Annotated in this window: 14 protein-coding genes and 1 rRNA gene; 10 read left to right on the top strand and 5 right to left on the bottom strand. The window is 41.3% G+C overall.

Annotated elements, in window-relative coordinates; genetic code table 11:
* Nucleotides 1–191 precede the first annotated feature (191 nt).
* From KO533_RS18610 to KO533_RS18600, 3 genes are all read right to left on the bottom strand, one after another.
* A complete protein-coding gene (locus KO533_RS18610; RefSeq protein ID WP_219255576.1) occupies nucleotides 192–2,798 on the bottom strand; it encodes a fimbria/pilus outer membrane usher protein in 2,607 nt (868 codons plus the stop codon).
* A gap of 92 nt (nucleotides 2,799–2,890) precedes the next feature.
* Nucleotides 2,891–3,625 carry a fimbria/pilus periplasmic chaperone gene (locus KO533_RS18605; protein WP_219255574.1) on the bottom strand — a complete coding sequence of 245 codons (735 nt, stop codon included), beginning with the start codon at nucleotides 3,623–3,625 and terminating at the stop codon, nucleotides 2,891–2,893.
* A 62-nt stretch (nucleotides 3,626–3,687) separates the two neighbouring features.
* Nucleotides 3,688–4,233, bottom strand: coding sequence for a fimbrial protein (locus KO533_RS18600; protein WP_219255573.1), 546 nt, complete (start codon nucleotides 4,231–4,233; stop codon nucleotides 3,688–3,690).
* Nucleotides 4,234–4,713: 480 nt separating this feature from the next.
* On the opposite strand from KO533_RS18600, the gene KO533_RS18595 reads away from it, so the two are divergent.
* The 3 genes from KO533_RS18595 (at nucleotide 4,714) to KO533_RS18585 (ending at nucleotide 7,203) form a co-directional block, all read left to right on the top strand.
* The gene (locus tag KO533_RS18595) at nucleotides 4,714–5,775 is read left to right on the top strand and encodes an EAL domain-containing protein (RefSeq protein ID WP_219255571.1); all 1,062 of its coding nucleotides are present in this window, start codon (nucleotides 4,714–4,716) and stop codon (nucleotides 5,773–5,775) included.
* A 63-nt stretch (nucleotides 5,776–5,838) separates the two neighbouring features.
* Complete coding sequence (locus KO533_RS18590) at nucleotides 5,839–6,813, top strand: fimbrial protein (protein ID WP_219255569.1); 975 nt, start codon at nucleotides 5,839–5,841, stop codon at nucleotides 6,811–6,813.
* 54 nt (nucleotides 6,814–6,867) lie between these two features.
* Nucleotides 6,868–7,203 (top strand): hypothetical protein, encoded by a 336-nt coding sequence (locus KO533_RS18585; RefSeq protein ID WP_212601862.1) that lies wholly within the window; start codon nucleotides 6,868–6,870, stop codon nucleotides 7,201–7,203.
* A gap of 146 nt (nucleotides 7,204–7,349) precedes the next feature.
* Here KO533_RS18585 and KO533_RS18580 read toward each other — a convergent pair whose 3' ends face one another.
* A complete protein-coding gene (locus KO533_RS18580) occupies nucleotides 7,350–9,494 on the bottom strand; it encodes a M3 family metallopeptidase (RefSeq protein ID WP_219255567.1) in 2,145 nt (714 codons plus the stop codon).
* A 707-nt stretch (nucleotides 9,495–10,201) separates the two neighbouring features.
* On the opposite strand from KO533_RS18580, the gene KO533_RS18575 reads away from it, so the two are divergent.
* The 7 genes from KO533_RS18575 (at nucleotide 10,202) to KO533_RS18545 (ending at nucleotide 21,620) form a co-directional block, all read left to right on the top strand.
* Nucleotides 10,202–12,247: a bifunctional 2',3'-cyclic-nucleotide 2'-phosphodiesterase/3'-nucleotidase gene (locus tag KO533_RS18575; RefSeq protein ID WP_219255565.1), complete on the top strand. Its 2,046-nt coding sequence runs from the start codon at nucleotides 10,202–10,204 to the stop codon at nucleotides 12,245–12,247.
* 207 nt (nucleotides 12,248–12,454) lie between these two features.
* Nucleotides 12,455–13,204 (top strand): DUF2057 domain-containing protein, encoded by a 750-nt coding sequence (locus tag KO533_RS18570; RefSeq protein WP_219255563.1) that lies wholly within the window; start codon nucleotides 12,455–12,457, stop codon nucleotides 13,202–13,204.
* A 774-nt stretch (nucleotides 13,205–13,978) separates the two neighbouring features.
* Nucleotides 13,979–14,170, top strand: a complete 192-nt coding sequence (locus KO533_RS18565; protein WP_147250506.1) for a hypothetical protein — start codon at nucleotides 13,979–13,981, stop codon at nucleotides 14,168–14,170.
* Nucleotides 14,171–14,305: 135 nt separating this feature from the next.
* Nucleotides 14,306–15,550: a lanthionine synthetase LanC family protein gene (locus KO533_RS18560; RefSeq protein ID WP_219255561.1), complete on the top strand. Its 1,245-nt coding sequence runs from the start codon at nucleotides 14,306–14,308 to the stop codon at nucleotides 15,548–15,550.
* 39 nt (nucleotides 15,551–15,589) lie between these two features.
* Nucleotides 15,590–18,742, top strand: a complete 3,153-nt coding sequence (locus KO533_RS18555) for a lantibiotic dehydratase (protein ID WP_219255559.1) — start codon at nucleotides 15,590–15,592, stop codon at nucleotides 18,740–18,742.
* Nucleotides 18,739–19,503 carry an HlyD family efflux transporter periplasmic adaptor subunit gene (locus KO533_RS18550; protein WP_219255557.1) on the top strand — a complete coding sequence of 255 codons (765 nt, stop codon included), beginning with the start codon at nucleotides 18,739–18,741 and terminating at the stop codon, nucleotides 19,501–19,503. The genes KO533_RS18555 and KO533_RS18550 overlap by 4 nt, the downstream gene beginning before the upstream one ends.
* Nucleotides 19,503–21,620, top strand: coding sequence for a peptidase domain-containing ABC transporter (locus tag KO533_RS18545; RefSeq protein ID WP_251073498.1), 2,118 nt, complete (start codon nucleotides 19,503–19,505; stop codon nucleotides 21,618–21,620). The genes KO533_RS18550 and KO533_RS18545 overlap by 1 nt, the downstream gene beginning before the upstream one ends.
* Nucleotides 21,621–22,205: 585 nt before the next feature.
* Here KO533_RS18545 and rrf read toward each other — a convergent pair.
* Nucleotides 22,206–22,315: ribosomal RNA gene (gene rrf / locus KO533_RS18540) — 5S ribosomal RNA — on the bottom strand; the annotation flags it as partial.

The raw sequence follows: 22,315 nt of genomic DNA, 5'->3' as shown, positions 1-22,315 counted from the left end.
ACTAGTCATGACACTATAACTAGTTGTAAAAAATTTTTATTCATTCTTTATAATTACCCACGCAATTAATTGCATATGATTTTTAATATTAATAACTACCTTCTATAACTAGGGTTTTATCAGAGTAACCTATAAAAGGTTACTCTGACTCAAACCCCAAATATATCACTATTTTTCCTACTCAAACTGATTTACTTGACCTGTGAACAAGGAGTGTTTAAGCGCTCAAACTTAGTAGGCCTACCATCTTTATTCTGTAATTCAAGAGCATAGTTAATTTTGCATTGTTGGGCTGATGATTCGCCCCACTTAACCATCAAGGTACCGCTGTTATCTAAACCGCGTGCTAGTACGCGACCACCTTGTCCAACGATGCCCACAATATTGCCATTATCGGCAATAACTTCACTACCAAAGGGAACACTTATGCCTTGACTAAACTCCAAATCGATGAGGACAACTCTTCCTTTATTAGCAGTTTCAAATTTAGCAATCACCACCGCGCCTGCACTTGGAGTGACTTGTTCACTGGTTGATTTCATCTCAATTTCAGTCGACATATTGTGTGGGTCTATATCTATTTGATTACGACGATAGGGATCTAAGTACGGCATAATGGCATAACCATCGTCATCTATCGCTACACTTGGGTATGAGGAAAGGGAGGCACCAACAGCATCAGGTGCTTCAATTATCCCGAAAGTATCGCTCACTTGTTGTCCAAAGGTAACACCACCAGCATGAGCAACCACTGCACCTCTTGCACCCAAAGAGACTTGATGATAACCAGAACTGTAACCCACAGAACCATTAAGAATACCGTGAGATCCATGTATGTTTCCGTAAAAGTCTACAGAAGGATTATGATTACGCTCTTCTTTGGAAATGCTTGATCCCCAGTTATATTGATTGTTTTTTCCAGAGGTACCATTGATTGCGGTACGAATACTATTATTCTCATTGGAAAAATTAACGTTCGATGTTGCACTGACACTCGCGCCTAATGGAATAGATAGCGTAGCGTAAATTTGATCAGAATCAGAACCATATTCATCCGATGTGCGCATTGCTGCAATAGAATAGTTAAAATACCGCGTGCTACTGGAGAAACCAACTTGAAACTGAGTCGTAGAATGAGAGTTATCCCAATAATCCTGTGTTCCACCAGTGAAATACATAGATCCTATACTGCCCAATGATTGATTCAGCGTAACTTGGATGCTACTACGCTGACGTTTTGGCATCATCCAATAACCTTGATCAAACGAGCTATGAAATAATCCATTTATAGTGTCATCAAAATCAAACGGATTATTTTCTACTTGGTGTTCATCATTCGCAACTGCCATTGCATCTTGTAGATTGTAATAACCGTTGGTGGAATAACGATATGCAGCAACAGAAACTGAACTCCCCATTTTTGGCAACGATTTACTAAAAGACAAGCGCACACTTTGACCGCTAGACGTTTTATTGTCTGTTATTTTCTCATGTGTAGGCACTTCTGTAGAGGCATGGGCAATATCTAAACCGAACGCACCAATACCTGTATTCATGGCCACCCCCACTAAGGGGGAAAAGTAACCGTCGGCAGCTAATACACCAGTGTAAGCAGTAAACAAATTACTCAAGCCGTGCTCATAGGTCAGTTGACCTACAATGGGTTTATCATTACTACTATAAAAGCCACTACGATATTGTCCAATTGCCGCACTATATTTATGAGCACCAGGGCGTAACATGCGCACAACTGCTGAATATGGAACTGAAAAAGTTCGGCTCTGACCGTTAGCCTCAGTCACTATAACTTCAAGATCGCCGCCATAACCTGAAGGATATAGATCGTCAATTTCAAATGGACCTGGTGCCACAGTGGATTCATATATAGTGTATCCGGCTTGACGAATAGTCACTTTAGCATTGCTATTAGCAACGCCACGCACTATCGGCGCATAGCCTGTTTGTGAATCTGGCAACATACGCTCATCGCTTGCTAACTGAATCCCACGTAATGAGAAGGTATCAAATATATTTCCACTGGTAGAAGAATCACCTAATGTTAACTGTGAGCTAAAAGGCTCAATATCACGCTGAGCATAAAGTGCTCGGTTCTCCCAGTTACGGTTATCATCATTCCAATCTAATGACGATTTCGATCTTAAACGCCAGTCCCCTAAATTCACTCCACCGTCTAGGCTTAAAAAGTGTTGAGTACCAAATTGTTGTGCGGAACTGTAATAGCTGGTGTAGCCATAATTAAGCATGCCAGCCGTTACACCGCGATCCCATTCTGATGGATCTACATATCCCCGCACATTTCGCCTTAAGCTCAACTGAGGTATGCTCAGATCTAAACGAAGTTCACTAGGATCAAAAAGTACAGATGCTGAGGGAATATTCGTTTGAAGGTCAACACAAGCATGCTTATCTTTGATATCAACATCTTGTAGTTGGAGTGTGTCAATGCCAAAACGGTCAAGCAATTCAATACTCAAACATGGTTCAGCATTTTGCATTCCAGGCCTAACCTTAAACAAAACTTCCTCGCGCCCCACTGCAACTTCATTAAGATAAATATCGCTCAAGTAACGCCCAGGTAATATGCTATTACCTTTAGAAAATCGGCTAAGATCAGCAGAATCTGTTCCTCCTTGAAGAAAAGAGGCATCGAACTCTTCTTCAGCATGTACTCCCTGAGCAACAACTAAATATAAAGTAACTAGAACTGAATAAGGAATAAGACAGCATCGTTCGCTCGCATTGTTGCGACTATTACGTGAGGGTGATTTAGTCATCATGTGAATCCGATTCGAAATAAAAGGGTATGCATCACTTATTTACAATAGTGACAGCACTACTTCCTTGTATATTGTTAAACCAATTTAATTAGTTACTTGACAAGTGAATATGAATGTTCTCGTATTGCACCATAATCATCGATAGATTTAAATTTAACTTCTTTTGTTTCATTCGATATGGCATTAACAGGTATATTTAACTTACCACCTGGAGCAACCATTCCATCACCAACAATATGAGCATGACTACCCGTCGATAATGCAACCTCACTCATAGAGACATGATAAGAGCTTGGGTTTGTGCATTCTAAAATCCAACTGGCATCTCCTTTAATCAAATTCCAAACTAATTGTTGAGGCGCTTCAACTTGAGTGCCTTTAATATCATTAGGCCGAAAAAATACTTTAATTCGAGTTCTCAAAGCAACTTGTATAATATTTTTATCGGAAGATGTATCCGCTTTAGGTGGAATTTCCTGCACATTGAGATAAAACACAGATTCATGTTCCTTCGGCAAAGTATCCCCTGTATATATTAGCCTTAAGGTTTGCCCTTTATTAGAGTCAATCCGTGAAATTGGTGGCATAAGAATAAAGGGAGATTTAATTAAACTCGAAGATGTGTCTAAGTCACCATCATCAATCCAAGATTGCACTACTAAGGGTTGCTGGCCTGTATTAGTTAACTTAACATTTGCCTCTCCTTCGCTCTCTTCATAAACCACACGGGTATTACTAAGTACGATCGAGGCATTCGCAGAAGAGGCAATAGCACCTCCCATGATCAATACACTCATTGCCAAGTAATGCACTAAAAACGGTTTCATATCGCACTCTCTAGTTGAGGGATTAAAGGGGAGGATGACCTCCCCCTTCGTACAAGCCTAACTTACTGGTATACGATACTGTAAGTTACAGCGCTATTTGCAGTACCTGGTGTAGCAGCATTTGTTGCGTAGTAACCTACTTGGTAGGACAACACTGCGCCACCAGCGTCAAGAGGTGTGCCAGTTACCGTACTGTTATCGCCAATCTTGATAGGTGAACTGTCACTGTTGCGCAATTGTAATTGAACGTTTTCTGCAACACCGGCAGTGCCCGCGCCAATGAGTTTTAGACGGCCGCTAGTTAGGTCTGTATTTGGACCCGCTTCAAAGCCTGCTTTTACTGTCGACTCAGCAGAACAGCTACTCAGAGTAATATTAAAAGGCTTGAATCCAGCAGTTTCGCCTTGTGCTGCAAGTGCGTGAGTACTTGCTGTATCCAAAGTCACAGCCACATCCCCATTAGCTCCACTACCTTTTACTGTGCAAGTCGTGCCAGTAATTTCACCAGTGATATTAATGTTGCCATCCGCAGCAAACACTGTGCTGGTCAGTAAACTCGAAGCAGCAACAATCCCAGTTAATGCGAAAGAGTAAATTTTATTTTTCATAGTAATGTTCCATTTAATTGCTGTAACTCAGGCTAATTCGCCTGCATTATTGTCATTTTGATGTGCATTGATTACGACATACATTCGACGAAAGCCATTATGAATAGAAATCAACAATGAATATATTGCATAAACACCTATTATTCCTAGACTATAAGTCTTACTTCTCAATAAGATTAATCCTATTAGCAGAAAGTAATTTAATTATTTATTATGCAAATAATAGTAAAACCAACCAATTTATTTAGCCCATCACTATTTATAGGATAATTCCTAATCACTATATAAGAATCGAAGCGTTGCCAATGCATTACTAGCAAACTAGCATAGTTAGTAACAACTATTTAATAAATAGTCTCTGGTATTGTTTTTGAGTGTTTGGGTAGAAAACGTCTATTAGAATGATTTTTATCCGCAGAAATTTCATGTGGATAATTGATAGTTTACATTTAAATTTACTGAATCTATAAATGTGCAACAATGAATACGACACAGGCACAAATAGCGCTATATGACCAACCTTGGTACATATTGATTTATGGCATGGGAATATCTGAAATAACGGAGTTAACATTGTTTAATCAATCTGCTAAACCCAGTTCCAAAGCCCCATTATTACTAACGGACAAAAACCAACCGTCGACATTCGCTATAAATAAAAAATATGATTGCAAAAATGTTAATAACGACATTGTTAACGATGACACATCAATTTCGTATAAAAAAGAAGAGTGCTTATGTGGACAGCCCGTAAATATTAACACTTTAATGAATAAAGCACAGTGGGATAGTTTATTATCTGGAAAATCTGCAGAAGTTTTAATTGATACTGTTGCCTATTTTCAGCCTCAGTTCCATGTAACAAGTGGAAAACTTTATGGAGCAGAGGCATTGGCCCGTTGGAATCATCCAAAACTGGGTGTACTTGGCCCTGAATACCTATTGCCCAGAATGCATTCGACCATAATGCGCAATGCGTTGTGGAAGCAAATGTTAGATTACACCATCAACATGTTGAAACATTTGCAAGGTTCAGGTTTAGATTTAGATTTATGCCTCAGCGTTAATATCAGTGCAGATATCGCAAGTTCCGCTCGCTGGGCAGAAAATACGATACATAGGGTAGCGCAATCTGGGATCAACTCCTCCCATATCGGCATAGAAATCACAGAGGATTATGCAGGATTCGAAGTAGAACTCGCGGCTGCAATTAGCAAATTAAGATTACAAGGATTTAAATGTGCTATTGATGACTTTGGCACTGGTTTCTCTTCGCTACAGCGTCTAGCCCTGACTCCTTTTAATCTTTTAAAAATAGATAGAATTTTCGTACATCAAGCAAGAGAAAGCCTTGTCAGCCATAAAATATTAGCCAATACAATTCTCTTAGCCCATGACTTAGGGTTAAGTGTCATAGCGGAAGGGGTAGAAACCGAAGCTGACCTTGAGAGAATAACTAATTTAGGAGTAGATATTGCCCAAGGATATTATTTTGCAAAACCAATATCTGCTGATAATTTTATCCAATATGTAAGAAACTGAGCACTTTAAGAAACGAATTAACCAACAGCTATTGGCTACCTATATATAAATAAAGGATTAGAAATGAATTTAAATAAAAAAACAATCTACAAATATGTAAAAACTCTTTTTTTTGGTGCATTTATCTCTGTTATTACGATTGACGATGCGGCAGCCATATGTGAGACAGGGACTGGGAATGAAGTTCCAGCGATTCTTACTTTTACCTTCAATGGAAATATCAATATTCCCCGAGATGCGCCAATTGGAGCAAGAGTCTATCGTTCTAATGCCACCTACGCTTACGCTCCTTTCGAACCTCGATATCGGTGTCATAACAATGAAAATGCTGGTATACAGAATGCTATTGGTGCCCCGTCCAACGGCTCGAATATATTCCCTATTGGCACAACGGGTTTAGGCCTTAAGTATTTTTGGGAGCACTCCACTATACTTGACTATTATAATTCATCTAGCGTTGTTACATGGGTAACCTTTCCGCAGTCATCACCATTTTATCTTGAGATATATAAAATTGGCCCTATCCAGGACGCTATAGAAATTCCGGCTGGGTATATTGGATATTATATTGCTGGGGGACTTAGAATAATTGACTTCAAAAATGCCAGTAAAGTGGTTATAACACAGCAAACATGCACCGTTTCAAATATAAACGTGCCTATGGGTGTTCAACCAGCATCCGGATTTCAAGGGATTAATACTCGAATGACACCGACAGATTTTGCAATTAATCTTAATAACTGTCCGAGTGGTATAAACTCTATAAAATATCGGCTCGATCCAACGACAACTATTATCAATCCAACGAAGTCAGTTGTTACGCTACAATCCAGCTCCACTGCCAGTGGTGTTGGTGTACAGATACTCGATGCTTCCAGTAACCCTTTACCTTTGGGTGTTGATAATGTCTTTTCAGGTTATGCTGCAACAGGTGGAAATTACTCTATTCCCCTTAAAGCTGCTTACTATCAAACCGGTTATATCGCCAAAGGTGGCAGTGCAAATACGTCGTTAACATTCACTATGACATATCAATAAACTAAGAGGCAAAGAAATTCCTCAAGTTCAAATCTAGTATTAAGAGTATTCCATATGTCTAAAAAAATTTTGCGGATTATTATTGCCGATAAAAAACATGAGAATCGCCTATGTATTGAAAAACAACTTAACTCATTAGGCTACTTTAGAATAATCACGACGGCTTCATTTGCAGAGGCATCTCGTTTAGCACAAGTTGAAAACTTTCAAGTTGGGCTAGTGATCATTGAAGAAAGCCTTATTCATACGGAACATTTTAATCAGCTACGTACTCAATCGGCAACACCCAACATTTTGGTCTATCGAACTCAAATGTTCACTACTTGGGACCAAACATTGATTGGATTACCCGATATAGAAGCATTAAGAACAGTGATGTCAAACTTTTAATTAAATATATTGACTAACAAATTATGTGATTTAAAAATTAACAACATTTTTGTAAATGCTCATTACACTTTTAAATATAATAGCTGCATATTCTCCCCCCCAAAGGGCTTGTTAGGTTTCCCTAACAAGCCTTTATCTTTTTACAATTAATCGACTAAACCGCGGCGCTTTAACAGTGCCTCTGTTGTCGGTTTTTTACCAGTAAAGTGAATATAATCTTGCATGAGATCTTCACTGTTACCTTTAGATAAGACTTCCTTACGGAATTTGTCACCATTATCGGCTTTTAATCCACCTTGCTCGCCCATATAGGCAAAGGCATCGGCGGCAAACACTTCGGTCCACAAATACGCATAATAACCTGCGGAATAACCACCGGAGAAGGCATGGCTAAAGTAGCTCGACTTATAACGGGGTGGTATTGGCGCAAAATCAAGACCATGTTTAGCTAGCACTTGGTGCTCAAACTTCTCTACATCGCTAATTTGAGTGTCGGCGCTGATAGAGTGCCATTCCATATCTAACAAGGCCGCTGACAGGTACTCAACGGTATCAAAACCTTGGCCAAACTTATTTGCCGCTAAGATTTTATCGAGCAGCGCCTTAGGAATTGGCTCACCCGTTTTGTAGTGTTTGGCATAGTTAGCAATCACAGCAGGGTCGATATTCCAATCTTCGTTAACCTGTGATGGGAACTCAACAAAGTCACGTGCGGTTGATGTGCCAGCCACGCTTGGGTATTTCACCTGCGAGAATAAACCGTGTATTGCATGGCCAAATTCATGGAACAGAGTGGTCACTTCATCGAAGGTCATTAGCGTTGGGCCATCGGCTGGCTTAGGAATATTAAGCGCGTTATAGACTACGGGCATAGTGCCGAGTAGACCGCTTTGGGTGACGAACTCATCCATCCACGCGCCGCCGCCTTTGCCTTCACGGGCATACGGGTCTAGGTAGAATAAGCCAATAGAACTGTTATCTTTATCAAAGACTTCAAAGGCTAAAACATCGGAATGCCACACAGGTAAATCGGTACGCGGTTTTAAGCTGATGCCATACAATTTATGCATAGCGAAAAACAGCCCGTCTTTCAGCACAGTATTAAACTCGAAATAAGGCTTGATACTGCTTTCATCGAGGGAGTATTTCTCTTTACGCACTTTGTCAGCGTAGTAAGCCCAATCCCAAGGTTGCAGCTCAAAATCACCGCCCGCCTTTTTGATTTCAGCTTGAATATCAGCCGCTTCCACTTTGGCGCGAGCTAAAGCTTTTGGCGCTAAATCATCGAGGATTTCATACACAGCGGCTGGTGTTTTCGCCATTTGATCGGCAACCGCATAGGATGCCCAAGTATCGAACCCCAGTAAATTGGCTTTTTTAGCCCGTATTTGCGCCATTTTGACAATCAATGGACCATTGATTGCGACGGCTCTGTGCGCCGAGGTTTCCCACACTTTTTGGCGCAGTTCACGGTTGCTCAGGCTAGAAAGCACAGGTTGGCGTGTCGTGTTGACTAACGTAATCAAATAGCCTTCTTTTCTAGCAGCTTTGGCCGCTGCGGCTAAGGTGGCGATTTCGCTGTCGGATAAACCGGCTAACTGGGCTTTATCAGTCACAACAATCACATCATCTTTAAATGATTTTAAGCTGTTTTGTGAAAAGTCCGTCGCTAAGGTTGCAAGCTCAGCGTTAAAGTCGCGCATCTTAGCTTTATCTTCGGCCGACAATTTCGCGCCAGCGCGGACAAACTGCTCATAGTAATATTCAACTAGACGCTGATCTTCCGCATTTAGGCTGCTCTTTTGCTGGTATACGGCTTCAACACGGGCAAATAAAATCGGATCGAGATAAATATTATCTCGGTGGGCAGATAGCTTAGGTGCCAGATCCGCTTCGGTTTTCTGAAAATCATCATCAGAAATCAGACCTGCGAGATTAAAGAAGGTACGCGATACGCGCGTTAACAATTCACCCGAGGTTTCCATGGCGAGAATGGTATTGTCAAAACTAGCCGCCTGTTTGTTATTCACAATCGCAGCGATTTCTGCATCGTGAGCTTTAATGCCCTGCTCGAAGGCGGGAGCATAATCTGCGGACTGAATAAGATTAAATTGCGGCGCTTGATCTTGCAGTGGACTCTTGCTCAGCAGCACATTAGCTGCTTCAGCTTTGGCGGCGGATTGAGTCGCAACGGCATTTTTGGCTTCATTGGTGCTTACATCAGGCTTGTCTGAACAAGCGCCAAGTAACAATGCCGCAGCTACGGCTGTGGTAATAACGGACTTACGCATATTAACTCCCTTGGATGTTGCTGCCCTTTCGATTGTATTTTTAAGGTGAAAGGTGCGCGCAAATGGATTTTGGCTTTCGGTTTACAACAGTCTGTTTTAACGAACTTGTGTAGCTTCGTACGTCAATTTCGATGAACTACCTTAACAAGTTACGCGCATTTCAGCCAAGTTTTACCCGCACAGAGCACAGCTAATTTGTATCACTTTATGTGTATTACTCGTCTAAATAAGCCTATGCCAACGCTACGCTAAACCTAACTCGCCTCAATCAAGCCAAGAGACATGCGAGCATAAGTGATCAACATTGGCTAAAATTTGATGTAAAAGAATTATTTAAAACAATTCTACTGAAGTTTTACGTCAAATATCCCCGACATAGACGAGGGGCTGAGCAAATAAAATGCCATTCCAATAACAAATATTAATTCTTCTTAATAAACTGTTTACTGTAATTATTTAAACATTGCTGTAACAAATAAACAGGCTAAACGGCTCACTATTTAGGCAAGCAAACCTTGAGTCACAATTTGAAACAGCTTTTATCCGATTAATGTCACATTCAGATCATCAAATGTCTTTATAATTCCCGCTCGTTAACTTAGCGGCAAATTAACCTAACAGTTAAATTACGCTGAATTAACGGGATGATGGGCATGTTCTTTTACGGAACATGCATTGGGGTCAAATAAATATAAATAGAGATAACTATGTTAAATAAGAAAATACTCGCAGTGATGATCACTGCCGCCCTTGGTGTAAGCGCCTGTAATTCTGATGACGACAAAGTCGTTCAAGCCGATTTACGGGTACTCGAAACCACAGATCTGCACACAAATATCATGGATTTCAACTACTACAGTGGCAAAAATGACCCAACTATCGGTCTAGCCCGTACTGCAAGCTTAATCCACGCTGCACGCAACGAAGCCAAAAACAGCGTACTCGTCGACAACGGCGATCTACTACAAGGCAGCCCAATGGGCGATTACATGGCTAAAGTTGGCCTGCAAATGGGTGATATTCATCCAGCCTATAAAGCCATGAACCTATTAGATTATGAAGTCGGTAATATCGGTAACCATGAATTTAACTATGGTTTAGATTTCTTAAATAAATCTATTAGTGGTGCAGATTTCCCTTATATCAACTCAAACGTTTATTGCGCCGACGATAATGGTTGCTGGAATGAGGTTAAAAAAGGTGAGCATTTATTCACCCCTTATATCATCAAACAAAAAAACATCATCGACAGTGAAGGTAATAATCAAACCATTAACATTGGTTATATTGGTTTTGTGCCACCGCAAATTCTATTGTGGGATAAACAAAATCTGACGGGTAAAGTGACGGTCGAAGATATTATTGAAACCGCGAAAAAATATGTCCCCGAAATGAAAGCCAAAGGGGCCGATATCATTATCGCCATTCCTCACTCTGGCATTGGTTCAACGGAAAATCCTGGCGATCCTATGGCTGAAAATGCCACTTACGCTTTGACTTATGTTGATGGTATCAATGCGATTCTATTCGGCCACAGCCACTCTATCTTCCCTGATGCTAAGTATGCCGACTTACCCAATACCGACGTCACTAAAGGCCTACTGAACGGCGTCCCCGCAGTGATGCCAGGTCGTTGGGGTGATAACCTAGGGGTTGTTGACTTTAAACTTGAACGTAGAGATGGTAAATGGCATGTCCTTAGTGCGAAAACGCAAGCTCGCCCCATATATAATGGTGCAACTAAGGAAGAGTTAGTTAGCCAAGATCCCGCAATTAAAGATGCAGTCGCAGCCGAGCACCAAGGCACCCTCGCCTTTGTGGATGAACCTATCGGCGTTGCCGCAGCCGACATGTACAGCTTCCTTACCTTAGTGCAGGATGACCCTACGGTACAAATCGTTTCCGATGCGCAAATCGCTAACGTGAAAGCGAAATTACCTGCAGCATTAAAAGGTCTGCCAGTGCTATCAGCCTCCGCCCCCTTTAAAGCGGGCGGTCGCCACGGTACAACCAGTGATGCAGATCAATTTGTGCAAGTTGATAAAGGCCCACTGACCTTTAAAAACGCCGCCGATCTATACCTGTATCCCAATACTATGGTGGCAGTCAAAGCAACGGGCGCCGAATTGAAAGATTGGCTCGAGTGCTCAGCGAACCAGTTCAATCAAATTGACCCAGCAAAAACCACCCCACAAGGTTTAATCAACTGGGATGGTCATCCAACCTATAACTTCGACGTACTCGATGGCTTAACCTATAAAATTGATGTGACCCAACCGAGCAAGTTTGACCGCGATTGCGCCGTCGTTAATGCCAACGCAAACCGTATCGTTGATTTAAGCTATAAAGACGAAAACGGCAAAGTCATCACAGGTGAAGAATTTGCCGCGAAAGAGTTTATCGTTACCTCAAATAACTACCGCGCCTTCGGGGGTAAGTTTGCTGGTACGGGTAGCGACCATGTGGTACTTGAACTGCCCGATACTAACCGTGAAGCACTAGCTGCTTATATCACAGCGCAATCTCAGTACAACGAAACCACAGGTAAGTACGAAGCTATGGTCAATCCAAGTGCCGATTACAACTGGGATTTCAAAACCATCACTACCAACGTCACATTAGACATTCGCTTCGAAACCCAAGACAGTGACAAAGCCGCTGCCTTTATCGAAGCCAATAAACAACGTGAAATGAAGAAGATCGGTAAGGATGAACTGGGTTTCGCCGTTTATAGCATCAACCTAACCAAATAAGCGTTCAATCCCGAAATATCATGCTCAAAAAGGCTCCTCGTGAGCCTTTTTTATTCCCTACCGATTAAATTAACGCTAATCTGCGCGCTATAAACAGTGTGTCGCCATTTAGTTAATCATGCTCCACACTAAAGGTTAAACCTGCTTTGTGTCGCCAAATATCTGCCTTATTATTTAGCGGCGTCCTCGCAACAACAGAGAAAGCTTATGAAATATCAATCAATCTTATGTGCCACTGCGTTAATGCTGGGCGCAGTGCAACCTGCAACGGCCGATGTTCATCTCAATCTGCCTAAAAATGCTGAAGTGCTAACGGTCAATGGCAAGCCAGCCGTAAAGAGTGGCGATCTCATTTTAGCCGATGGGACCAATCAGATTGCCTTTCGCTATGCCGCGCAATATCGACAACAAGCTGACTCAGTGCATTATCTTTCCGACGTGCTCATCGTCCGTTTTGATGCATCAGCACAAACACTCACGCTGACACTTCCCGCTATCAACTCAGCCAGAGATGCAAAGAAATTTGATGAGTCACCTAAGCTGACACTATTAAATGCTCAAGATGAAGCAGTGGTTTTTACCAGCGATAAATTGATTAAGAATGGCATTCAACTGGGACGGGATTTCGAACACGAGATACTGCAGTACAACCTTAGCAATCATCCGGCTTCATTAAATCTCACTATGAATACCGCAACAACGCAAGCAAGCGACGCCATTGCACCAGTATTGGCAAGCCTGCCGCAAATACACCAAACATCAGCAGCCACATCCACGAGCTTGATCGCGCCAGCAGTTATGTCGTCAGCAGTCGCAGCGAACAATGATAAGGCTCAGCAAATCACTCCAGCGACGACACCTAGCCAAGCTGAAATCAGTCAAATGCTGGATTACTGGTACAAACAAGCCAACGACAATACCAAAGCCAGCTTCAAAGCTAAAATAAACAAAGAGTGACCCATACCGCTTCAGTTTATCTATTTAAAACCGCCAGCTTAGTGTCACATATGAACTGGCGGCTCTATTAAAGCTTAGTAAAACTGATATTTCAGAAACATTAAAGCTCAGTAAGCCCATTCCCACTTCACAGCTTAATGTCATTTAACACAGCAAAGCTGCTAAGCAACAAATAGTACGAGTGCCTGTAAAGGCATTATTTATATATTTGGTAGAACAAATTATAAATATAAAAGACATATCATTTTACAGTCTTCATAGACTATTATTTATCAACTCGCTTTATAAAAGACAGTTAAGCATTTGTAGATAAAAGACTTATCACTTAATTAACTACAAAGAATTCGAACTGAGTAAAATCGAATAGTCTCTGTTCCTCCAGCCAACATAATTAACTATCCGCAAAGCGTTATCTCATAATTAAATATTTTTAAAAATCAAAACCTTGAGCAAGGATAAATACTATTTAGCCTACACATTTAACCGTATGCGTTATGATTTACGCTATATATTTTGGCTAGATCCAGAAACAAATGTAACAAAAAATGTCATAAAGGCATTATTTAGCAATAGTCATTATCAGCTTCAAAGCCTTACTAAGCATGAAAAGATCAACGCTCTAATACTATTCCATAAAAAACATTCAACCTTTAGACTTATTCAACCTTCAACCTGCTCATTCTTTATACTGATTTAAACTCTCCCCATCAAATGTTAGAAATAAGTTGCCTAAATGATAGGGCGAAAAATTACTAATCAAGTAAAAGGAATAACATGATGGAACTTAAATTAAAAAAAGCTGAGTTAGTGAATCTGTCCCATGATAAAAAAGTCTTACCTAGCGAATTAACACCACAAGTTGCTGGTGGTGTGATAACTCGTGCTTGCGGAGAGTTGACTGCCAATGCATACACCTGCCCTTCTGATCGTACAGGTAGCACTCATCGCTGTTGTCAAATCCCTTAATACGGGATTCAAGTAACCAAATAGGTTGTGACGTCACAATATAACACAGCATATTTTATCAGTAGATGTGTAAAGGGCATATCCACTATGCCCTTTTGACTTTCTAAATGAGCCAATATGTAGAAGCTGTACTTCATGGAAATAAAGGAAGGTGGTTCAGTGCAATTTAATCAACCCCATCAGTCTAGCCTTGCTAGACAGGCATTGAACGACATAGCTGCGCTATTAGTGAAAGATGCCAAACAATCATTAGAGCAGCAAGGGGTTGGTTTGTTAACTGGCTTAGCTGGGCAACAATTATTTTTCTGGCAATTACATAAACAGTTTCCAGAACTAGCATGCCAACATGAATTTTCAGCACGAATGACATTAATAGAAGAGCAAATACCATTCCTACATTCACAGTTCGCGTTTGGCTATGGACTGACTGGTGTCGCTTGGCTATATGAATTTTTTTTGCATGAAGGGAATTACCAAGCGGAGTTTAATCACAATACTGATGTGCTCTTACTACAACATTTACAACAGAATGACTGGACTGGAGAATTGGAATTTATTCGCGGACTAAGTGGTTTTGCAGTCTATATAGCGCGGCGTCAAACCGCGGAATTAGGCTTACCTTTGGCCCAAGCGTTATTGACACTACTGGAACAGCAATGGCATCAATTTGCCGATGGTACTGGTGCTTGGGAAGTGGCAACAAACTCTTTCTTTAGATTTAATCAGGCAACAGATGACCCTGAATTTAATTTAGGATTAGCTCACGGAGTCCCTTCAATCATTGCCTCTCTATTACCATTATTAGCGCATCAGCAACTACACAGCCAAATTCAGACGTTGTTGCAAGCCAGTTGTCAGTGGTTAATTCAGCAGCAACAAACATCAGAGAAATTTGGTAGTTGCTTTGCGTACATCACGGAACAACCGTGCCAGTCACGACTCGGTTGGTGTTATGGCGATGCCACCATAGCCTTAACATTGCTGCGAGTGGGCAATGCAATAAACCGTGATGACTTTACCGCCGCTGGTAAGAACATTGCCTTAAAAGCCGCTCAGCGTAGACTAAAAAGCAGCCAAGTACAGGATGCAGGTATCTGTCATGGTAGTGCAGGTTTGGCTTTAATCTTTCAAGTCATAACACGCTATTACACCGAATCCACTCTTTCACAGGCTGCACAATATTGGTTTGAACATACATTAGCACTATATCAAACATCAGGACTCGACGGTTTTAATGCCGTGCGCGAACAAGATAATTCAAACTGCCGCCTACCAGACCATGGCTTACTTGGAGGCTATGCCGGTATAGGTTTAGTGCTATTGATGGCCTTCAACGTAGAAACTAATTGGCTAGATGCGCTTTTATTAACCAATAATTGATTTCGATGTATTGGCTATTTTTATAACAAGGAATTGTTTATGAGTGTAGAGGTTTTGCAAGCCACGGATTTTTTTGTTATCCGGGCACCTAGATCAAGTTTGTCTCAACTACGAAAAATACCAACAGAACCTACGGCCTTAGTCGATTTTCTCGCCAGTTGGTTAGCAAACCCAGCAGTACAAGAAGCCTTATATCTTGCAAGTCCTTCATTGATGGAACGATTGCCTAATTGGCAACTGCAACCACACAGTAAAGCGGCAATTAAAATAACTAACTCCTTATTGAAATATTTTATTCGGTTTAGCTCTAGAGCGACGCCATTTGGGTTATTTGCAGGCGTAGCCTTGGGGCAAGTAGCAAATGAAACGCGCTTACAGTGTGATAGCATGCTGCGAGATAAGCGCCATACCCGCTTTGACATAGCCTATTTAACTGCAATTCGAGCCCAGTTAAGTGAACCAAATAAGGCCGAGAAGTGGCCGTTATTGTGCTATCAAGCAAATCCGACGTTGCAACAACAGAGCGATGGTCTGCATTATATTGAACCGTATTTTTCAGATACTGAGCAAAAATATCGTTTAAGTACCTTGGTATTAGATGAATATTTGCTTGCTATGCTGCAACTGGCGAAGAAGGAAGGGAGCTTTGCTTCGTTACAAGATGGATTTCAACAACTCTATCCTACGGCGAATACTGCAAGCATACAGGATTATATTAAGCAGTTACTTACTGCCGGTGTGCTGCAAGTCAAATTACCACTAACATTAACTTCTGGCTCCCCAGATCAAACTTTTATTACGGCGTTACAAAGTATGGGCGCTACAGACAGTGCTGATATATTGCAACGAGCTCTCACTCAGTTAAACAGCATGGATAAACAACCTGTTAACCCGCTTAAGCAATATCAAGAAATTTATCATAGCTTGCAAACACTGCCGTATCCTGTAAGCGAGAATCGCCTATTACAGACTGATATTTTGCGCTCATTTTCACAGTGCCAATTAGCACAAGCAGAAGTCTCTGCCCTGATGCCTGCATTATTGGCATTATTAGCGATACGAAAATCTTATAAAACACCACTTAATGACTTTAGCCAAAAATTTGAAGCAAGATTTGGTAGCCAGTATGTGCCACTGTTGACCTTATTAGATGACGAAGTTGGTATTTCATTCTCCAGCGATATTGGCTACCACACTTCCTTGTTAGCAGGGTTAAATATCACCAATCGTCCCTCCCCCACACAAAATGTTATCGAACCATTGCAACAGACGATTATCGCTGCTCTAAGTGATGTAACCCCAAGCGAAACTGTGCTGAAATTAACAAGTGATTCGTTATTGTCTAAACATGAAAGTGCGACATTAATGGCTAAGTTACCCGCTTCCTTCGCGATTAATTTGTCAGCGTATCAACAAGAGGATGGCCGAGTTATTTACTATTATCATGGTTGCTATGGTCCTTCAGCAGCGAATTTACTCGGACGTTTCTGTCATTTATCAACAGATATGCTGCAACAGGTCAAACAACATTTATCTCAAGAAGAAGCGCATTCTCCAGAAGTCCTTTTTGCAGAAGTACTACATATGCCCGAGGGGCGTCCAGGCAATGTCATCGCTAGACCAACATTAAGAGCCTATGAGATTGTTTTTCTTGCTGACAGTCACTTAGCAAACGAGTGGCAAATCCCAATCAGCGATCTATTGGTCTATCAAGAAAATAACGTGTTATGTTTATGGTCACAGCGACTACAAAAAAGAATAATTCCCCGTTTATCCTCTGCCCATAATTTCAGTGATCGTAGTTTAGGGATTTATCGGTTTTTATGCTCACTTCAACATCAAAACTTACAAATGCCTCACTTCTCCTTACCTGATAGCCTGCATAAAGCAAAACGAGTTCCAAGGATCATGTTAGATAATCTGGTCCTGCAAGAGGCCCACTGCAATATTTCAGTAGCACTATTGAAACGCTTATGGCAAGAAGGCCAGTTTGTTGAATCCGATTGGCAACAACTGCAGAAAGAATATGGTTTAGAGCGTTATATGAGCTATGCCATAGCCGACCATGTGTTACTGATCGATCTGCAAAATAATATGATGTTCCAAATGTTGTTGGCAGAGGTAAATCATAAAAGCCACATTAGGTTGAATGAAGTGCTCGCGATGAAATACCAACCTTTACTGCAAGGGCCAGATGGCCCTTATCAACATGAAATAATTGTACCGCTGTCAAATAGTGCCGCAACCCCATACTTAGCACCACGCATAGCACCATTGACGAGCTCAACCAATGACAAGTGTAGGCATTTCGCGCCTGGCTCAGAATGGCTCAGTGTCAAATTGTATGCAGGGCAAAGTAGTGTGGAGCAACTGTTACTAAAGCAATTGGCACCATGGCTAACGCAGATGCAGCAAGATGGTGTGCTCAAACATTGGTTCTTTGTACGCTATGGCGATCCTGATTGGCATCTACGGCTACGATGTTTTGGGGAGCCGGAACGATTATATGGGGAGTTACTACCCGCACTAAATCGCTTATTAGCGCCATCTCTAGCCAGTGCAGGCTTACATTGCATTGAGTTGTTCACTTACAGGCAGGAGACAGAACGTTACGGGGGTGAGCATATGATGCCTTTGGCTGAGCACTTTTTCTGTTTGGACAGCCAGTTTGTGTTGCAGGCAATATTATTCAGTCAACAAGATGACAGCTTGAGGTGGCGCTTAGCCATTTTAGCGATAGATTTAATTTTAACTCAATTCGATTATTTACCCGCCGAGAAATTTAAACTGATCGATAATTTGCGGACAGGATTTGCACAAGAATTTAAAGAAGGCTTAGAGTTACGCCAGCAAATGGGCGATAAATATCGATACTATCAGTCACAATTACAACAAGATCGCCAATTATTAGATTGGCATAACCAAGCTATTGAGCCATTCAAACAACAAATTCAGCAGAGTTTACAGCAGTTTTCATCTTCGATTACACCATGTTGTCAGGCAATGTTGGCATTATTTGAGTCCCAACAAGCACAAGGTAGTCGCGATAGTTTACTAGGCTCATTATTACATATGTTTACTAACCGTTTATTCAAGGCTTATGGTCGAGAGCAAGAGTTTGTCGTTTATGACATGTTACGCCGTATCTATCTAAGCAAACGCGCACAACCAGTACGAGGTTTATCGCAATGAGCGATTTATTTCGAAAAGAAGTTGTCTTGCAGCAACAGCAAAGATTACAAGGGGAAGTAAGTTTAACCCAGCCAGTTAGTTTTATTGGTTTCACAGTATTGATTAGCACGCTTTTTTTATGTGCATTACTATTTTTGTATTTTAGCGAGTATCAACGCAAAGAACATGTGCAAGGTTCTATCGAGCCAGCCATTATGGCGATTCGTTTGCCCACGCCTAAATCAGTCAACGCAGGGCATCTTTTAGTACAAGTTGGCGAGCAAGTGCAGCAGAATCAACCTTTAGTACAACAGCTGAACCTCCCAAATACGATGGGAAAATCATTTTTACTAAAAGCTCCTTTTACAGGAACGGTTACCGAAGTTTTATTGCCGTCTGGAGAGGATATCGGCCCATCAAAACCCTCAATATCGTTATTACCGCAACCAGAAACCTTGTTCGCAATTGTATATATACCCTCAAGAGTTATAGGACAACTCACATTGGGGCAGGAGCTACAAATGCGCATAGAGGCACTTCCCTATCAACATTTTGGTGTGCAAACAGCCACTCTAGTTGAGATAGGAAGTCAGCCTATAACCATAAATGAATCGCAACCCTTATCAGAGCCGAGTTATAGAGCCGTTTTAGCATTAACGGAAGACGCAAAAAAATTGCCACTGAGAGCAGGTATGGGATTAGAGGTTGATATTAGCTTCGCGCCACGCAGACTATTGGAGTGGTTGTTTACACCAAATGTTGATGATAAGGGTCAAAACTAATGGCAACACTGCAAGAGAAGCTTAGAACTTGGTCTGGCCGCCGCTTACCCATGATCGTTCAAACTGAGGCCGCAGAATGCGGCTTAGCCTGTGTAGCTATGGTGGCCAGCATGCATGGCTATCAAACTGATTTAAATAGCTTAAGACAACGTTTTTCGCTATCGCTAGAAGGCTGTACCTTACTGGATCTGATGCATATTGCAGAGCAGTTGCAACTCAGTAGCCGCCCACTGAAAATTGAATTAGAAGAATTATCCGACTTAGCTACGCCATGTATCTTGCACTGGGATCTCAATCACTTTGTGGTACTAAAGTCAGTGAACACTCAACACTGTATTATTCATGACCCAGCTTTAGGAGTGCGGCGAATATCCCTAACAGAAGTGTCAAAATCATTTACTGGTATCGCTTTAGAATTGACACCGACAGCTACATTTACTGCAGAACAAGCTAAACAATCACTAACATTCTCATCCTTTTTTTCTAAGATCACTGGTTTAAAGCAATCGTTAGGGTTGTTACTCAGTTTGTCCGTTTTTTTACAGCTGTTTATTTTAGCCTCACCTTATTACATTCAACTCGTGGTAGACGCCGTTATTATCAATAATGATGGTCAGTTGTTATTAGTGTTGGCATTAGGCTTTGCCTTGTTACTATTATTTGATGTTGCCACCAATGCTTTACGCAGCTTAGTGCTACTGAATTTCAGCAGCCAACTTAGTGTGCAGCTAGCCAGTAACCTCTTCCATCACTTAGTGCGGCTACCATTGGCCTATTTTGAAAAACGTCATATGGGGGATCTGGTATCACGATTTGGTTCTTTAAGGCAATTACGGGAACTGCTGACTACCGGCATTATTGAAGCCATCATTGATGGTTTTATGGCGCTAGGAGTTCTATGCATGATCTTCTTTTACAGCCCGTTATTGTCTCTCGTCGTGCTAGTGGCAGTGCTAGCATATTGCGCCTTGAGATTAGCGTTATATCGGTCCTTACGCTTAGCCTCAGAGCAGCAAATTCTAGCTTTAGCAGGTGAACAATCTAACTTTATGGAAACGATCCGAGCAATTCAAACGGTTAAGCTATTTGGTTTTGAAAGTCAGCGAGAAGCGATTTGGCAAAATCACTATGTTAAAGCAACGAACAGGACCATTACGCTCGGGAAATATGAAATTTCGTATCAAATAATGAACAAATTGCTATTTGGTACAGAAAATATTGTAGTGATCTATCTTGCTGCAGAATTAGTAATGGCGGGCAGTTTTACCACAGGAATGTTATTTGCGTTTATTGCCTATAAAGCCCAATTTATGGCGCGTATGAGCAAGTTGATCGAAAAGTTAATTGAATATCGCATGCTGAGTTTACATTTTGAACGGATTGCAGATATTGCCCTAACAGCCAAAGAGCAAACTTATCCACCACAACCAATGCTGCATAAAGTGGCCGGAAATATCTGTCTACAACAGGTTAGTTTTAGTTATAGCTCCGTCGCTGAGCCAGTGCTATACAATTTAGCATTACAAATAAACGCCGGTGAGTCGGTTGCAATTATAGGTCCATCCGGTTGTGGTAAGAGTACCTTAATGAAACTGTTATTAGGGCTATTAACACCAACCGAAGGTGAGATTTTAATCGATGACATACCGTTGGTGAAATTAGGATTAGCTCAATATCGCCAGCAAGTCGCAGCTGTAATGCAAGAAGACCGATTACTCGGTGGGACAATAGAAGATAATATTACTTTTTTTTCGGAAAAGATTGACGTCGAAAAGCTCACTCGTTGTGCACAAATGGCAGCAATACACCAAGATATTTGTCAGATGCCAATGGGCTATAAAAGTTTAATAGGCGATATGGGCTCAGCACTATCCAGTGGGCAAAAACAACGGTTAATTTTGGCGAGAGCGCTGTATCGGGAACCGAAGATTTTATTTATGGATGAAGCAACAAGTCACTTAGACATTGTCACTGAGTCTGTTGTTAATCAAGCGATGAAAAATTTGAATATCACCCGAGTGGTAATCGCCCATCGGCCCGAAACCATTAAAGCTGCAGATAGAGTCATCGATTTAACACAACTTCTACAGCGACCAGCAATTAACAAAGTAAGTTAAATAAAATCAAAATATTGCACCGATGAAATGAATTGTTTATGCACTCTATCGACTTAAGCGTGTCAGAAGGCTACTTTTATAGTAACACCCGTGATTCAGAAAATAACTTGGTCAATTCGATAGTTGAGTTACTTATGACATAACTGACAAGAATAGACCAAACCCAAGATAAGCAAGCACCTAAAAGCTTGTTATTATCAGATAGAGATTCACTCTTCTACGTTAATCACATGAATGAGAGCAATGTATAGATGGGATTAAGACAAATTGCAGACGCAAAAAATCCAGCTTATTCAGCTGGCTTCGTTACATCTCAATGAGATAATTAGGCGCTTGGCGATGACCTACTCTCACATGGGGGTGAAATCATAGCGCTATAAATACTTAGTATTTAGCCATAATTGAACGCGAAGAAGCTTGTCTTCGTAGCTGGGGAGTCCGCTTAGCGGCGGGCGACCGCCATGGATGGTGGAAGTGTCAATATTGGAGGAACATTTATTGACCGACATCGAGGTAGGTTTTCGCAAAGCGTATAAATACAAAAGCCCTAGCGGTTTAGGCTAGGGCTTTTGTGTTTATTTGGATGCTTGGCGATGACCTACTCTCACATGGGGAGACCCCACACTACCATCGGCGCGTTTGCGTTTCACTTCTGAGTTCGGGATGGGATCAGGTGGTTCCACAAGGCTATTGTC

It is taken from the genome of Shewanella sp. NKUCC05_KAH (genome assembly GCF_019345585.1).
GTDB classification, from domain to species: Bacteria; Pseudomonadota; Gammaproteobacteria; order Enterobacterales; family Shewanellaceae; genus Shewanella; species Shewanella oncorhynchi.
This window is presented reverse-complemented; position numbering and strand designations above follow the sequence as displayed.

Coding starts and splice junctions, on each gene's coding strand:
- KO533_RS18610 (WP_219255576.1), bottom strand. CDS start 2,798: ATGATGACTAAATCACCCTCACGTAATAGTCGCAACAATGCGAGCGAA.
- KO533_RS18605 (WP_219255574.1), bottom strand. CDS start 3,625: ATGAAACCGTTTTTAGTGCATTACTTGGCAATGAGTGTATTGATCATG.
- KO533_RS18600 (WP_219255573.1), bottom strand. CDS start 4,233: ATGAAAAATAAAATTTACTCTTTCGCATTAACTGGGATTGTTGCTGCT.
- KO533_RS18595 (WP_219255571.1), top strand. CDS start 4,714: ATGAATACGACACAGGCACAAATAGCGCTATATGACCAACCTTGGTAC.
- KO533_RS18590 (WP_219255569.1), top strand. CDS start 5,839: ATGAATTTAAATAAAAAAACAATCTACAAATATGTAAAAACTCTTTTT.
- KO533_RS18585 (WP_212601862.1), top strand. CDS start 6,868: ATGTCTAAAAAAATTTTGCGGATTATTATTGCCGATAAAAAACATGAG.
- KO533_RS18580 (WP_219255567.1), bottom strand. CDS start 9,494: ATGCGTAAGTCCGTTATTACCACAGCCGTAGCTGCGGCATTGTTACTT.
- KO533_RS18575 (WP_219255565.1), top strand. CDS start 10,202: ATGTTAAATAAGAAAATACTCGCAGTGATGATCACTGCCGCCCTTGGT.
- KO533_RS18570 (WP_219255563.1), top strand. CDS start 12,455: ATGAAATATCAATCAATCTTATGTGCCACTGCGTTAATGCTGGGCGCA.
- KO533_RS18565 (WP_147250506.1), top strand. CDS start 13,979: ATGATGGAACTTAAATTAAAAAAAGCTGAGTTAGTGAATCTGTCCCAT.
- KO533_RS18560 (WP_219255561.1), top strand. CDS start 14,306: ATGGAAATAAAGGAAGGTGGTTCAGTGCAATTTAATCAACCCCATCAG.
- KO533_RS18555 (WP_219255559.1), top strand. CDS start 15,590: ATGAGTGTAGAGGTTTTGCAAGCCACGGATTTTTTTGTTATCCGGGCA.
- KO533_RS18550 (WP_219255557.1), top strand. CDS start 18,739: ATGAGCGATTTATTTCGAAAAGAAGTTGTCTTGCAGCAACAGCAAAGA.
- KO533_RS18545 (WP_251073498.1), top strand. CDS start 19,503: ATGGCAACACTGCAAGAGAAGCTTAGAACTTGGTCTGGCCGCCGCTTA.